A 13049-nucleotide genomic window follows, 5' to 3' on the forward strand; every position below is an offset into this window, starting at 1 on the left:
TGTAGCCGTGCAGCCAGCGTTTCTTTCGACACCCACGTTTCACGACAGAAACCCCGGGCGCACGGCAGCGCTCAGAAAAACAGCCTTATCGGGCCCACGATGGTGTCAGCAAAGCCTGATGGCCAGCGCTGGACCTGGATGACCCTGAAGCCCCGTCAGAGAATGAGACCAACTGAAAAAAAGGCTCGGCCTCCAGGTTCCTGTGCTGATTGGAAGTGCCTGATCTGTTGCTTTTATGCTCATTGCGATAAGACGCATAGCTCCAGTGCCCCGGGGAGACATCGGAGTCCGGGCGATGGCTGCTCTGCCTTACACCGGCGGCGCTCAGCTCCTGTTCGATACTGCTGATCATCCCCCTCATTTTGCCCATGTACTCTGGGCTGTAGGTGTTGTCTGCACGGTCGGGCTTGGCGTAGATCGTGAACTGAGCGCCCAGCGCCACGCGCTGCTTTGCCGCCGGCATCTCTGCTTGCAGGCATTTCATGTCAGTCACTTTCCACGAGTCAACCGGGCTGTCGCTCGCCTGCAGTATTTTGCCTATCGCATTGAATGCATCCGGTACATCCTCAGGTGCAACGCTGAGGTGGATCTTGTCTCCGGCAAACTCCCCCTTGCAGTTCGGCTCCAGGCGATCCATATGGATGAAGACCTCAGACCCCGTCATCTTGAAATGATTGGCGGCAGTCCAGCCACCGTGATTTTCACCCAGCGCGCTTTGCGCGACGTCATAAGTGGGGGCACGGTGATTAACGGCAAAACGTGTCTGTGTGTTGGCACGCACTTCGCTCTGATTCAAACGGTGCAATTCCGCACCTGCATCCTTCTTCAAAGTCGGCTGGGCAATGGCCGTATTGAGTTTTAAATTGAAGGCGGGTCTGTTGATAGGCATAGCTTTTATACCTGCTACTTATCGGTCATGAAAAAAGGGGGTTGCGCAGACAGCGCAGCATCTGTGCAACCTCTCCAACTCGCCGCTCTGCACTGGTCGTTGACGACCTCACAGATAGCTGCCCGCTGAGTGGTCAACAGACAAATCAGGTTCCATGAAACAGGATCAGGAAAACTGATCGCCTTTCGAGAAACCGACATCGTGTTTGATCTTGCCGTTCTCGAACTGGTCCATCCATGGCAGCACATCGGCGCCGGCCGCTTTCAGGGCGCCCATGTTGTCTTTCACGGCCTGGTTGGCGCCGTCGCGCTGTTCGAAGTTACCGCCTCCGGTCCAGTTGGCGTTACCGACTTCACCGATTTGCGGCTTGAAGCCCGCGCTCGTAAGCGCCTTGATCTCCGATGACAAACGTGAGGAGGCATCGGCACCGCTGGCGTACTCATGGATGCTGCCGATCAGGCCAGGGTTGTTGCTGCCGTTGGCGGCTTTCAACTGATCAGCGTATTTGACCAGTCCGCTTTCCCCGCCGGCTGTCAGACCACCACCCCAATTGCTGTCCTCCAGAACGATGTCGCCTTTGTAACCTGCGTCGCGGGCTGACTTGATCAACGTGCTCTGCATATCGGCCCAACCTTGAGTGGCACTCTTGCCGCCCTCATTGAACGTATCGAGTACAAAACTCGGATGGTGTCCAAGGGCAGAAACCACGTTTTTGACATCGTCGGCGGCTTGTTTGAGCTTGTCGCCGGACAAGACATTGCCACCACCGCCATTGGCGTTGTCACGAAACGTAAACTGAATCTTGACCCCTTGTTTGTCGCCGGCATCGACCATCGCCCTGAGTTTGGCCATTTGCGCCGGGTCATTGATCTGGTCATGGGTCATCTGGATGCGAAGTGTTTCCCCTCCGGCATTTTTCACATCTTCGACCATTTTTTGCGCTGCCTCAGGAGACGCAATCCGGTCAGGAACCGTATTCGCGCCGCCATGAGAACCCAAGCCAGTGTTATTGAACGGTTGGGCTTGATTTGGCTGCTCAGACAGTCCTGAGTCTGGCGTCGAACTGGCAGCACCGCCGGAAGAAGCAGAAGCCCGACCTGGCCCGGACGAAGCAGGGGACGGGTTCTCGGAAGGGTTATTTGCAGAAGAGTTACTTGCGAAAGAATCACCGAGCAAGCGTTTCAGCAGCGCCTGAATCAGCGTCGTCAACGCCTCGATCAAGTCACTTTGATCGCCCCCTCCTGCTCGTCCATTCCCGGTGGTGGCGGTTGTCGGCGCGCCATTCCCCCAACTCACCGTGTTCGGCGAGCGCTGGGTACTTTCCGGAGGAAGAAAGTGCACGGCATTGCTCGACGATTTACCTGAATAGTCCGGACTCGGAGCCTGGTCGCCCGGTGAGACAGGCGACCACCCCGGGCTGTTGTTGCTTACAGAGGTATTCATGCTCATTTCATTACTCCTTTTTTGTGGAGGTGACGCGTTTGGGTGAACGGGGTTTTGTGCAGGGTTTCAGAAATCCTCTTTATCGTCTTTCCGCGTTCAAGCAGATGAAATTCATTTGAAAGGGCCCTTTAGATAAGCCTGTTCTGCGTCTCGCAAGATGGCAATATCCACGGCGTTGGGTAGCAGTCTTTTGGCCTCGGTAATGTTTGCCAGCTTGACGCTTTGAGATTCAAAACCCATGTCGGACGGTGTGCCGTCTATGCGTTTGGCAAGGTAATAACGAGTACGGGATGTCGTTCGGTCGTAGTCACCGATAAAGCCGTGGAATTCCACCAGAAGCCCCGTCTCTTCGTAGACTTCCTTGAGCGCATTGGTCCTCAAGTTCAGACCGGCTTCCTGCTTTCCCTTGGGAAAAGCGTGCGTTGCGCCGAACGGGTGATTGGTCGGCTCGGTGATCCATACCCTGCCGTCGGGCTCAAAAATGATCGCTCCACTGGCGGGAGCAAGGTGCGGAGAACGCTTGAATTCCGGCTCTGTGAAGTTGACCGCCCGGGTTGTAAATCGGCGCCAGCCATCCATCGTGTTCGGGGGTGTAAATGATCTGAACGGCAGGTTGTTCATGCTGCCACGGACAGCGCTGTGAGGTACAAAAACGGCTGTTGCGTATCGATCACGCCACGTATCCACCGCGCTGGGTGACGTGGGTTTTTTAACAGTGACAACATCGCCGCGCTCGTTCTTTTGGCGATGAATATAAGGAAGCGTCTGCTTCATATCGACAAGCCACTTCTTTCGACTGATCAGTCTCTTGCCGAGCTCAACGCGTTCGCTGTGATTGCCAGGACCGTGTTCTGCGCACAGTGCTGCAATACGCGCGTCCGGTATTTTTTCTATCGCTGCAATACCCTCGCGGATGTCATTACGCTCGATTTTCCGGAAGGCACGACTGGACGAATTGTCTTCACGAGACAGCATCGTGACCAGCTCCATGGGCGTGGTACCGAACTGATTACCCTTGTGCTCCCCTTGGGCGCGGAAGACCAGCGCACCGCCAAGGTCGATGCGCACAGGTTTGTTACGGTGATTGAAGATGACATTGTCCCCCGTCAGACCGATGACATCCCAGTTCGCCAGCCAGGCATCCACCGCGAAGCCGCACTTCAACTGGCTATTTTTTGCCAGCGTATCGAGGTCTTTCGGGTTCCCTACTATCAGTTTTGAAATCAGTGCGGGCTTGCCTTTGCGGGACGCCAGTTCTATGTCAGGAACATCGATTCCTGCGGCACGGTACAGCCTGGAGGCAAGCACCTCGTTTCGAAGCCTATTGGCAGACGGGTTGGTTTTTACATACCACTTAACGCCATTGGGCGCTTGAAACAATCCACCTGGATTAGAGCCCTTGGCGCCAGAGAGTTGTTTCCATTTGTCAGTCTCGACGAGGGCGAATTCACCTCCCCTCTTGGACCGCCCTAAAACCGTCATGTCGACGACAATGAACTCACCGCTCCGGCGAGCCTGCGTAATTTCGTACCGGTTGGTGATATCCAGAATGACTTCATGTTCACTCTTGCTGGCCACCGATAACGGCAACCGGCTCTCACTGAGTGTCACACCCTTTGCACCACTGTGGTTGAGCGCGGGAACGGCAGGCATCGCTTTCAGTACAAAAAGAACCGGTGTTTCTTTTTTCCTGTTCGCGTTCACCAGCGCAAAGCCTTGCGAAACGGCTGACACTGTCGAGGCGCTGGCCACCCCAGTCGCGGTGTAAACGCCTTTAACCACGCGCAGGCCGTGAATAAGACCATGGGCTATTTCGCGACTGCGGTAACCCTTGGAGGTATTCAGTAACAGCGACGCCGCCTCATCATCCAGAGATATCCCCCGATAAAGCACTTTAGGGTGATCCGACTTGGCCAACTCAATGGAGTAGCGCGGTATGGAGGCCCTCAGGTCCGCAAATTCTTCTTCGGTTGTTTCAGAGGCCGTGTACTTCTGCAGCAGTCGCATGAACTCTTTGCCGTCTATCGAATCCAGTACGCTGTCCTGCCGACCCGCCAAACGACACTCTTCGGCAGTATTGAATTCCTCCACTGGAACTCCCTTGCCTCGCCCTCGCGAAACAAAGTTGGGCACTTTATTACTGGCAGGCCCCAGTGCCGAGGTACTTTGAGCGTTTGAAAACCCAAGGTGACTGAAGTTGTGTTTTACGGGATTTATCATTAAGCCCTCCTGAGCGTTCGTCTTGGGGCACGCGATGAACATTCGTCCTTGGAGTGATAGGCATCAGGACTGTTATCAGACTCGAACGCCATCAGCCGATACTCACAAGGCACATAGCCACTTTTCGGGTTGATCCAATCATGGATAAAGCCTGCTGATAATGAAGAGACCCCAGAAAGCAGCCAGTTGCTATCACCGAGAGAATATTGAAAATAAGCAGCGCTTATAATTGGCTGAATGGCATTCATCGCAAACACTCATCGCCCGCATTTACTGGAAAATTGAGTAACTGAGTGTCGCAGTGTGCTATGCGGTTCCATTAAGCACACAAGAGGGGCTTCTTTAATGGAGAACTATCACTGTAAGTGATCACATTCGTGGCGAATGTCTTAAAGCCAATGCAAGAAATACCTGGGCTACTTGCGTGACCGTAGTATGTGAAGTGATCAGACATAAGTCATACGACAACATATAAATAATGCGCCATAGTTAGTTACGTACCAACAGCTCAAAACGACACACATTCGCTCCAGCAGAGCGTGTCGCAACCGTGCAAAAAGTCAACGGTAGCTGGCGGACCAACGCCCCACATGGATTTTTTCGACGCAACCCGCAGAGAAAATCGTCGGGCTGTTCGGGCACGCATGAGAAGATACCGGCACTTCACTTCAATGCTTCGTTTTTCAGGCATCAAAGCCGACCGCCATGACCAGACCCGTAACGCTCAAGGATGTTGCCAACCATGCAGGTCTTTCCAAGGCTGCGGTGTCGCGCTATCTGAACCGAAGCATCAGCCTGCCGCCGGAGACCGCGAAGCGTATCGATACGGCGATCAAGGCGCTGGACTACCGGGGCAACAGTCTGGCCCGGCGCCTGAGCAAAGGCGGCAGTGAGACCATTGGTCTGGTGCTGCCGGACATCGCCAACCCGTTTTTTGCCGAGCTGGCAGACGCGGCCGAGGAAGAGGCGTCCGCACATGGTTACAACCTGGTGCTGTGTGTCACCCGCAACCTGCTTGAGCGCGAAAGCACGTTTGTGCGTTGGCTGGATTCACGTAACGTCGATGGCTTGCTACTGGTCAGCAACCGCCCGGATGACGGCACGCTGGCCAGCCAGCTGATGAGCTACCGCAATATCATTCTGCTCGACGAAGATGTTCCCGGCACGTCGCAGCCCAAAGTCTTCGCCGACAACCATCAGGGCGGTCGACTGGCGACTGACTATCTGCTCCGCCATGGACATCGACGCATCGCTCATGTGTCCGGGCCGTCGGCCTTGATGAGTGCCAGCGAACGTTATGCAGGCTACCGGGAGGCGCTGGCGCTGGCGGGCATCGCAGAGGTGCCGGAATACCAGTGCTTCGGGGATTACAGCCGTGAGTTCGGGCGTATCGCAACCGCTCAGCTACTCGCCCTGCCCCACCCTCCGGAGGCGATTTTCGCCGCCAGTGACTTCATCGCCCTGGGCGTGCTCGATGTCCTGCGTGAGCGTAATATCAGCGTGCCCGATGCCATGTCGCTGGTGGGTTTCGACGACGCCGTCTACGCCAGCCTGCTGACCCCGCCGCTGTGTACCATCCGCCAATCCTCCAGAGAGCTTGGCCGTCTCGGTGTGGCGCAACTGCTGCAGCGAATGACGGGCGGCGACTGTGCGCAGGACGTCGTGCGCGTACCCGTAGAGCTGGTCTGCCGGGGTACGGTAGCAACGCGCAGTGACTGATTGCGGGGCAACCAGTAACACCCGGCATTAAATCAGTGCACTGCCGTTTGCCTCCTGAAAAGCCGATGATTGCGGAAAACTGTGGCGCATCAAGGATGTATGGTCACTGGAAGGCGTCACGAAAAAAATGGCACACAATCTGCTTTCTCCAGTTCTTAAACCTGAAGACAAAGCTCATTTGTCTTTTTTTTGAGACGACTGGTAAACCGGTTTACCGATCTGATTTGCCACACCGGCAATCAGGCTAGGAGGATGGCAATGCTGCGTTTGAGCAAGCGTTTCACCCTGACCCTCGGCGTTGTTTTGGCCTTGGCGTTGTCACCCATCATTCAGGCCCAGACCGGCAAACGTCTGGCTCTGGTACAGGTCAACCAACAGGCGCTGTATTTCACCCAGATTACTCAAGGCGCACAGGCTGCGGCGAAAGCTGCCGGAGCAGAGCTGGTGGTGTTCAACGCCAATGACAACCCGTCAGCCCAGAACGACGCCATCGAGGCCTATATCCAGGACAAGGTCGACGCGATTCTGGTCTGCGCCATCGACGTCAACGGTATCAAGCCGGCAGTCACCGCAGCCGCGCAGGCGGGAATCCCGGTGGTGGCAATCGACGCTGTGATCAATGGTGACAATGCCGTGCAGGTCGGCGTGGATAACCGCGAGGCAGCCCGACAGATCGGCCAGTACACCGGCGAATACATCAACCGCGAACTGGCGGGCAAGGCCAGCATCGGCGTGGTCGGAGCCCTCGGCTCTTATGTGCAGAATCTGCGTCTGGACGGCTTCCGCGAGGGTCTGGCAAAGACCGCGAGCCAGGCGAAGATCGTCAATACCGTCGACGGTAACAATGTGCAGGACACCGCCCAGGCTGCGGCGGAAAACCTGCTGACCGCCAACCCTGATCTGCAGATCATTTATGCCACTGGCGAACCCGCCCTGATTGGCTCGGTTGCCGCGAGCGTGTCGCAAGGTGCCGGCGAGCGGGTCAGGATTTTCGGGTGGGACCTGTCCTCTCAGGCAGTGCAGGGTCTGGATGACGGCTCTGTCGCGGTGGTGGTGCAACAGAACACGCAGGCCATGGGCAAGACGGCGGTGGAGTCGGCACTGGCGCTGTTGTCCGGAAAGACCGTGGCTCGCGAACAGAGTATTCCCGTCACGCTGGTGACCAAAGCCAACCTGGCAGCCTATCGCGCCGAATTCAAATAAGGGGCTCAGCATGCAGACGCCTGGCGAAGTGCCTCGGGTACAGATGAGTGCCATCACCAAACACTACGGCTCGATAGCCTCGTTACGCGGTGTCGATCTGCTGTTGCAGCCCGGTGAAGTGCTGGGGCTGGTGGGCGACAACGGCGCAGGCAAATCCACGCTGACCAAGATCCTGTCAGGTGCGGAGTTACCGACCAGCGGACGAATCACCATCGATGGCGAGGAAGTCAGTTTCAGCGGCCCGGCAGATGCGCAGCGCTGCCATATCCAGATGGTGTATCAGGACCTGTCGCTGTGTGACACCGTCGATGTGGCCGGAAACCTCTTCATGGGCCGCGAACCGATGCGCCGCGTGCTCGGCGTGCCGTTGCTCGATGAGACGCGCATGCACCACGAAGCTCGGCAGATTCTCGAAGCATTGGGCATCACCATTCCTGATACCCGCGCGCAGGTACGACACCTTTCCGGTGGCCAGCGCCAGGCCGTTGCGATTGCCCGTGCGGCCGCCTTCGGCCCTAAGGTTCTGATCATGGACGAGCCCACCGCGGCCCTCGCGGTAGCCGAAGTCGAAGCGGTGCTGGAGTTGATTCGTACCATCAGCCGCCAAGGCGTCAGCGTGATTCTGATCACCCACAGGTTGCAGGACCTGTTTCTGGTCTGTGACCGCCTCATGGTGATGTATGACGGCGCCAATCTGGCCGAGCGAAGGATCGCCGACACCGACCTCAACGAGGTCGTCGAACTCATCGTCGGGCATAAATTCACTGCCCGCTCCGCTAGCGCCTGAAAGGATATGACGCCATGAAAACGCTCGATCTCACGCGCCAACGCATTCTGCCGCAGTCGCTGTTCAAGCGCCTGCTGCACGATTTTCCCGGCGTGGTCAGCATCGGCCTGTTTTTCGCCCTGTGCTTTGTGCTGTTCGCGCTGGTGACCGATAACTTTTTAAGCGGCGCCAACCTGCTCAACGTTATCCGGCAAAACGCACCGTTGCTGATTGTCGCGGTGGCAATGACGCTGGTGGTCACCACCGGCGGCATCGACCTGTCGGTCGGCTCGACCCTGGCGCTGGTCGGTGCGCTGGCGGCCATGGCGCTCAACGCCTGGCACCTGCCCTGGCCGCTGGTTCTGCTCGGCGGGCTTGCTGTGGGCGCGATGATCGGCGCGCTGAACGGCTACTTCATCGCCTACGCGGGCATCCCGGCCTTTATCGTCACCCTGGCCACCCTGACCATTATTCGTGGCCTGGCGATGCTGCTGACGCAAGGCTATTCGATCCCCGTTCCACGCGAGGAAACGGCGTTTCTGGCCCTGGGGCGCGGCTGGTTTCTCGGCGTGCCGCTGACCGCCTGGCTGGCCTTGCTGGTCACACTGGGCGGGGTGCTGGTGCTCGGCAAAATGCGCTTTGGCCGCTACCTCACGAGCATCGGTGCCAACGCTGAAAGCGTGCGCCGCGCCGGGGTGAATCATCGCGGTGTGCTGCTGCGGGTCTACATGCTCAGTGGCATGGCGGCCGCCCTGGCCGGCATGATCGTCACGGCCAGGCTGGGCAGTGGCTCCTCGAATCAGGGCGAAGGTTTCGAACTGGAAGTGATTGCCGCCGTGGTCCTCGGCAGCACCAGCCTGTTCGGTGGCTTCGGCACGATTGTCGGCACACTGTTAGGGGTGCTCACCATGGCTGCAATCAAGAACGGGCTGATTCTGGCCCACGTCTCACCGTTTTACACGCAAATCGCCACGGGCCTGATCGTACTGCTGGCGATCTGGCTGAACACGCGCATTCTACGTACCGGCCGCCCACTCGGGAGGGCTGGAGCATGAGCCTGTTTCGTCATCCTTCCCCCCTGCCCCTCGGCGTCGACAGCGGCCATGCCATGACCGTGCTGGGGCCAGTGCCGGTCGAGCGTCTTGGCGTCACCCTGATGCACGAACACATTCTGCTCGACGCTTCGGGCAAATGGGTCGCACCCAGTTGCTGCGGCGAACGGCACCTGGCCGAGCGCCCGGTGAGCATCGAACTGCTCGGCGAGCTGCACATGAACCCGTTGGTCAGCCGCGACAATTGTCAGTTGTTCGATGTCGACCTCGCGTGCGAAGAACTGCTGAAGTACCGGGCGCTGGGCGGGGAAACGGTGGTCGATCCGACCAATCTGGGCATCGGCCGCGACCCGCAGGCCTTGCAGCGGATTTCCCGTCTGACCGGCCTGAACATCATCATGGGTGCCGGTTTCTATCTGGAGCCCTCGCACCCGCATTACGTGCACGAACGCTCGGTTGAACAACTGACGGAGCAGATCATTCATGACGTGGGCGGCGGTGCAGAGAAGCCGGAGGTGATTGCCGGCCTGATCGGTGAGATTGGTGTTTCTGCCGCATTCACGGCTGACGAAGAGAAATCACTGCGCGCCGCAGCCCGTGCAAGTGCCGCGACCGGCGTGCCGCTCTCGGTGCATCTGCCTGGCTGGGAGCGTCTCGGCCACCGGGTACTGGACATCGTTGAGGCAGAAGGCGCCGACCTGCGCCACACAGTGCTGTGCCACATGAACCCGAGCCACAGCGACCCTGCCTATCAGCATGCGCTGGCGGCACGCGGCGCGTTTCTGGAATACGACATGATCGGCATGGGTTACTACTTCGCCGACGAGCACGCACAGTCGCCCAGCGATGAAGAAAACGCACGGGCCATCGTCGCCCTGATCGAGCACGGCTTCGGCTCGCAGGTGCTGCTGTCTCAGGACGTCTTTCTGAAAACCATGCTGACCCGTTACGGCGGCCATGGTTATGGCTACCTGCTGAAACACTTTGTCCCGCGCCTGCGCCGTCATGGCGTTACCGGTGAACAGCTCGAAAACCTTTTGATCGACAACCCGCGCCGGGTCTTCCAGCGCGGCTTCCAGGCTCCTTTTTCATCGCAGAGGAATGCAACGTCATGAAACAGTCCGTATTGCTGGCTGGCGAATCATGGGTCAGCACGTCAACCCACATCAAAGGCTTCGATCAGTTCGACAGCGTCACTGCGCACAATGGCGCGCGGCGCTTGCTCGCGGCGATGGCAGACAGCGACTATAAAATCACGCAGATGTGCGCCGATCAGGCCCAGACCGACTTTCCGGCCACAGTTGAAGCACTCAGTCAGTATCAGGCGGTGATCCTCTCCGACATCGGTGCCAATACCCTGCTGCTGCACCCGGACACCTGGCTGCGTGGCAAGCGTACACCCAACCGGCTCAAAGCCCTGCGCGAGTACGTTTTGCAGGGCGGCGCATTGATGATGGTCGGCGGCTACTTCAGCTTTCAAGGCATCAACGGCGGCGCACGCTACCGCGGAACGCCTGTCGAGGAAGTCTTGCCCGTGCGCTGCCTGCCTTACGACGATCGTGTCGAAGTGCCGGAAGGCTTTCTGCCGCAGATCAACAGTGGTCACCCGATACTGCAAGGCCTGGGCGGCGAATGGCCGTACCTGCTTGGCTACAACGAAGTTGAATTGCATCCCGAAGCTCAATTGCTGGCCACCGTCGAAGGCTCTCAGCACCCGCTGCTCGCCGCGCGTGAGGTCGGTGCCGGACGCACTCTGGCGTGGACCAGCGACCTTTCCGAACACTGGCTGCCAGAAGCGTTTCTCGACTGGGAAGGCTATCGCCGCTTCTGGATCAACAGCCTGGACTGGCTGACTCGCCGCACCTGACCGGAGGCTCCGATGCTTGATGACCCGATAGCCCTGACCCGAGCCCTGCTGGCGTTCCAGACCCTCAACCCGCCGGGCGATGAAGAAGCGTGTGCGGCTTTTCTTGCCGAACAGCTGACCCGCCACGGGTTTGTCTGCGAGCTGCAGCGTTTCGGTGAGCGCCGTTTCAATCTGGTCGCCTGGCTTGAGGGCGACGGACACGGCAAACCGCTGGGGTTCACCGGCCACCTGGATACCGTACCGCTCGGCAATGCCATTTGGAGTCACTCGCCGTTTGCCGGTGAGATCGTCGATGGCCGGCTGTACGGGCGAGGGTCCAGCGACATGAAAGCGGGCATTGCCGCCTTCATCGTGGCCTGCCAGCGCAGCCGTGATTCCATTCGGCGCGGGCCCGGCGTTCGGCTGATACTCACCGGCGGAGAGGAAACCGGCTGTGACGGCGCCAAGGCCCTGTGCAGTGACGCGCCCCATTTGCTCGGTGAGCTGGGCGCACTGCTGATCGGAGAGCCGACGGCCAACTACCCGATACTCGGGCACAAAGGCGCGTTATGGCTGCGCTGCGCCAGCCATGGCCTGACGGCCCATGGCGCCATGCCGGAAGAAGGCGTGAACGCTATCTACCTGGCCGCCGAACACATTGGCCGCGCGCAGACCTTTGAAGTAGGCCCTGCACATCCACTCATGCGCAAGCCGACGCTGAACGTCGGCACTATCAGCGGCGGCCTGAACATCAACTCGGTGCCGGACTACGCAGCGTTCACCCTGGACCTGCGCACTGCACCGAATCTGGACCACGATGAAATTCGCGGACGGCTGGCGGCCCATCTGGGCAGCCGCGCGGAGCTGAGCACCCTGATTGATCTGCCTGGTATTTGTGCCAGCCCCGACGAGCCGTGGGTGCAGCAGGTTTTTGCACGCTGTCAGGCCTTGCATGACGCCCCTCTGGAGGAAAAGGCGGTGCCCTACTTTACCGATGCCGCGGTGCTGCTCCCCGCCATCGGCTATCCGCCCACCCTTATTCTCGGTCCGGGAGAGCCCAGCATGGCGCACAAGGTCGATGAGTATTGTGAAGTCGACAAACTCCACCAATGCGTCGAGCTGTATGCCGGATTGATCGAAGACTGGACAGCCATGCACGCGCCGATGAACGACTGACGCAAGACTCTCACCAGCCCTTCATAGCCCTCCTCGTCGGCATTCGCTCGACTCACATTCGAACCGGCTGCGCAAGGCGGCCACTCACCCGGAACGGCCATAGCCATGACAAGGATGTAAACCGTTCTGGACAGCGGACGGGGTGAACGCGTAATAAGGTGCCTACAAAATTTCCCTAATGGACAGCACGTTAATGGCACTACGCGGTGATGAGGCGGACGACCATGAGTTCCGCAGCCGGTCATATCCCGTCCAGGAAGATATGGCGCAGCAGCGTCGAGTCTGGCGCTTTGAGCGCATCGGCTGGGCAGGCCTGATTGTACTGATAGTGCTGACCCTGGCCGGCTTGTTTTCCAAAGGGCCGTTGAGCCAGGTCGAGCCTCAAACGGCAGACGGCAAACTGCAGGTGAGCTACGAGCGTTTCAGCCGCAACGGCAGTCAGGACGATATGATTGTCACGTCCAAAGGCGCCCCCTCCGAAATGCGTTATCTGGTCGTTGGCAGTGGGCTGCTCGAAGGCGTGTCGATCGAGAAACTTAATCCCCAGCCTGCGCCCCTTCACAGCGAAGGCCGTGATCTGGTCATTCCGATGCAGGCTGACAGGGACGGTTTAGCCACTTTGTACCTGACTGTTCGCAGTAACGGGGTGGGACTGTACCGAGGGCAAATGCATATGCTGGGTGGCGAAACGCTGCCGATGCCCAGGTTTATCTACCCGTAGAGAGAAAGCGATTT

Annotated in this window: 12 protein-coding genes; 8 read left to right on the forward strand and 4 right to left on the reverse strand. The window is 58.6% G+C overall.

Annotated elements, in window-relative coordinates:
* Positions 1 to 85: 85 nt before the first annotated feature.
* The 4 genes from JOE34_RS02395 to JOE34_RS02410 all read right to left on the reverse strand — a co-directional run bounded on the left by JOE34_RS02395 (position 86) and on the right by JOE34_RS02410 (position 4800).
* The gene (locus tag JOE34_RS02395) at positions 86 to 889 is read right to left on the reverse strand and encodes a type III effector HopAI1 (protein ID WP_010415618.1); all 804 of its coding nucleotides are present in this window, start codon (positions 887 to 889) and stop codon (positions 86 to 88) included.
* A gap of 165 nt (positions 890 to 1054) precedes the next feature.
* Positions 1055 to 2338, reverse strand: coding sequence for a cellulase family glycosylhydrolase (locus tag JOE34_RS26095; RefSeq protein ID WP_348635365.1), 1284 nt, complete (start codon positions 2336 to 2338; stop codon positions 1055 to 1057).
* A 105-nt stretch (positions 2339 to 2443) separates the two neighbouring features.
* Complete coding sequence (locus JOE34_RS02405; protein ID WP_209995085.1) at positions 2444 to 4552, reverse strand: NUDIX hydrolase; 2109 nt, start codon at positions 4550 to 4552, stop codon at positions 2444 to 2446.
* On the reverse strand, positions 4552 to 4800 hold the full coding sequence (locus tag JOE34_RS02410; protein WP_209995086.1) for a hypothetical protein: 249 nt from the start codon (positions 4798 to 4800) through the stop codon (positions 4552 to 4554). Before JOE34_RS02410 ends, JOE34_RS02405 begins: the two co-directional genes overlap by 1 nt.
* 457 nt (positions 4801 to 5257) lie before the next feature.
* Here JOE34_RS02410 and JOE34_RS02415 point away from each other — a divergent pair, with 457 nt between their 5' ends.
* The 8 genes from JOE34_RS02415 (at position 5258) to JOE34_RS02450 (ending at position 13035) form a co-directional block, all read left to right on the forward strand.
* The gene (locus JOE34_RS02415; protein WP_010415627.1) at positions 5258 to 6271 is read left to right on the forward strand and encodes a LacI family DNA-binding transcriptional regulator; all 1014 of its coding nucleotides are present in this window, start codon (positions 5258 to 5260) and stop codon (positions 6269 to 6271) included.
* A gap of 258 nt (positions 6272 to 6529) precedes the next feature.
* Complete coding sequence (locus tag JOE34_RS02420) at positions 6530 to 7474, forward strand: substrate-binding domain-containing protein (protein WP_003347042.1); 945 nt, start codon at positions 6530 to 6532, stop codon at positions 7472 to 7474.
* Between the two features lie 10 nt (positions 7475 to 7484).
* Positions 7485 to 8261: an ATP-binding cassette domain-containing protein gene (locus JOE34_RS02425; protein WP_209995087.1), complete on the forward strand. Its 777-nt coding sequence runs from the start codon at positions 7485 to 7487 to the stop codon at positions 8259 to 8261.
* A gap of 14 nt (positions 8262 to 8275) precedes the next feature.
* Positions 8276 to 9295, forward strand: a complete 1020-nt coding sequence (locus tag JOE34_RS02430) for an ABC transporter permease (protein ID WP_010415637.1) — start codon at positions 8276 to 8278, stop codon at positions 9293 to 9295.
* Positions 9292 to 10407 carry a phosphotriesterase-related protein gene (locus tag JOE34_RS02435; RefSeq protein WP_024663917.1) on the forward strand — a complete coding sequence of 372 codons (1116 nt, stop codon included), beginning with the start codon at positions 9292 to 9294 and terminating at the stop codon, positions 10405 to 10407. The genes JOE34_RS02430 and JOE34_RS02435 overlap by 4 nt, the downstream gene beginning before the upstream one ends.
* Positions 10404 to 11159 (forward strand): glutamine amidotransferase, encoded by a 756-nt coding sequence (locus tag JOE34_RS02440; protein ID WP_024663916.1) that lies wholly within the window; start codon positions 10404 to 10406, stop codon positions 11157 to 11159. The genes JOE34_RS02435 and JOE34_RS02440 overlap by 4 nt, the downstream gene beginning before the upstream one ends.
* Before the next feature lie 12 nt (positions 11160 to 11171).
* The gene (locus JOE34_RS02445) at positions 11172 to 12314 is read left to right on the forward strand and encodes a M20 family metallopeptidase (protein WP_003423119.1); all 1143 of its coding nucleotides are present in this window, start codon (positions 11172 to 11174) and stop codon (positions 12312 to 12314) included.
* Positions 12315 to 12507: 193 nt separating this feature from the next.
* Positions 12508 to 13035, forward strand: coding sequence for a hypothetical protein (locus JOE34_RS02450; protein WP_024663915.1), 528 nt, complete (start codon positions 12508 to 12510; stop codon positions 13033 to 13035).
* The last annotated feature ends 14 nt before the right edge of the window (positions 13036 to 13049 follow it).

Origin of the sequence: Pseudomonas sp. PvP028 (assembly GCF_017832255.1) — a bacterium.
GTDB lineage: Bacteria > Pseudomonadota > Gammaproteobacteria > Pseudomonadales > Pseudomonadaceae > Aquipseudomonas > Aquipseudomonas syringae.

Excerpts from the sequence above, each read along its gene's own strand:
- JOE34_RS02395 (WP_010415618.1), bottom strand. The coding sequence starts at position 889 with ATGCCTATCAACAGACCCGCCTTCAATTTAAAACTCAATACGGCCATT.
- JOE34_RS26095 (WP_348635365.1), bottom strand. The coding sequence starts at position 2,338 with ATGAGCATGAATACCTCTGTAAGCAACAACAGCCCGGGGTGGTCGCCT.
- JOE34_RS02405 (WP_209995085.1), bottom strand. The coding sequence starts at position 4,552 with ATGATAAATCCCGTAAAACACAACTTCAGTCACCTTGGGTTTTCAAAC.
- JOE34_RS02410 (WP_209995086.1), bottom strand. The coding sequence starts at position 4,800 with ATGAATGCCATTCAGCCAATTATAAGCGCTGCTTATTTTCAATATTCT.
- JOE34_RS02415 (WP_010415627.1), top strand. The coding sequence starts at position 5,258 with ATGACCAGACCCGTAACGCTCAAGGATGTTGCCAACCATGCAGGTCTT.
- JOE34_RS02420 (WP_003347042.1), top strand. The coding sequence starts at position 6,530 with ATGCTGCGTTTGAGCAAGCGTTTCACCCTGACCCTCGGCGTTGTTTTG.
- JOE34_RS02425 (WP_209995087.1), top strand. The coding sequence starts at position 7,485 with ATGCAGACGCCTGGCGAAGTGCCTCGGGTACAGATGAGTGCCATCACC.
- JOE34_RS02430 (WP_010415637.1), top strand. The coding sequence starts at position 8,276 with ATGAAAACGCTCGATCTCACGCGCCAACGCATTCTGCCGCAGTCGCTG.
- JOE34_RS02435 (WP_024663917.1), top strand. The coding sequence starts at position 9,292 with ATGAGCCTGTTTCGTCATCCTTCCCCCCTGCCCCTCGGCGTCGACAGC.
- JOE34_RS02440 (WP_024663916.1), top strand. The coding sequence starts at position 10,404 with ATGAAACAGTCCGTATTGCTGGCTGGCGAATCATGGGTCAGCACGTCA.
- JOE34_RS02445 (WP_003423119.1), top strand. The coding sequence starts at position 11,172 with ATGCTTGATGACCCGATAGCCCTGACCCGAGCCCTGCTGGCGTTCCAG.
- JOE34_RS02450 (WP_024663915.1), top strand. The coding sequence starts at position 12,508 with ATGGCACTACGCGGTGATGAGGCGGACGACCATGAGTTCCGCAGCCGG.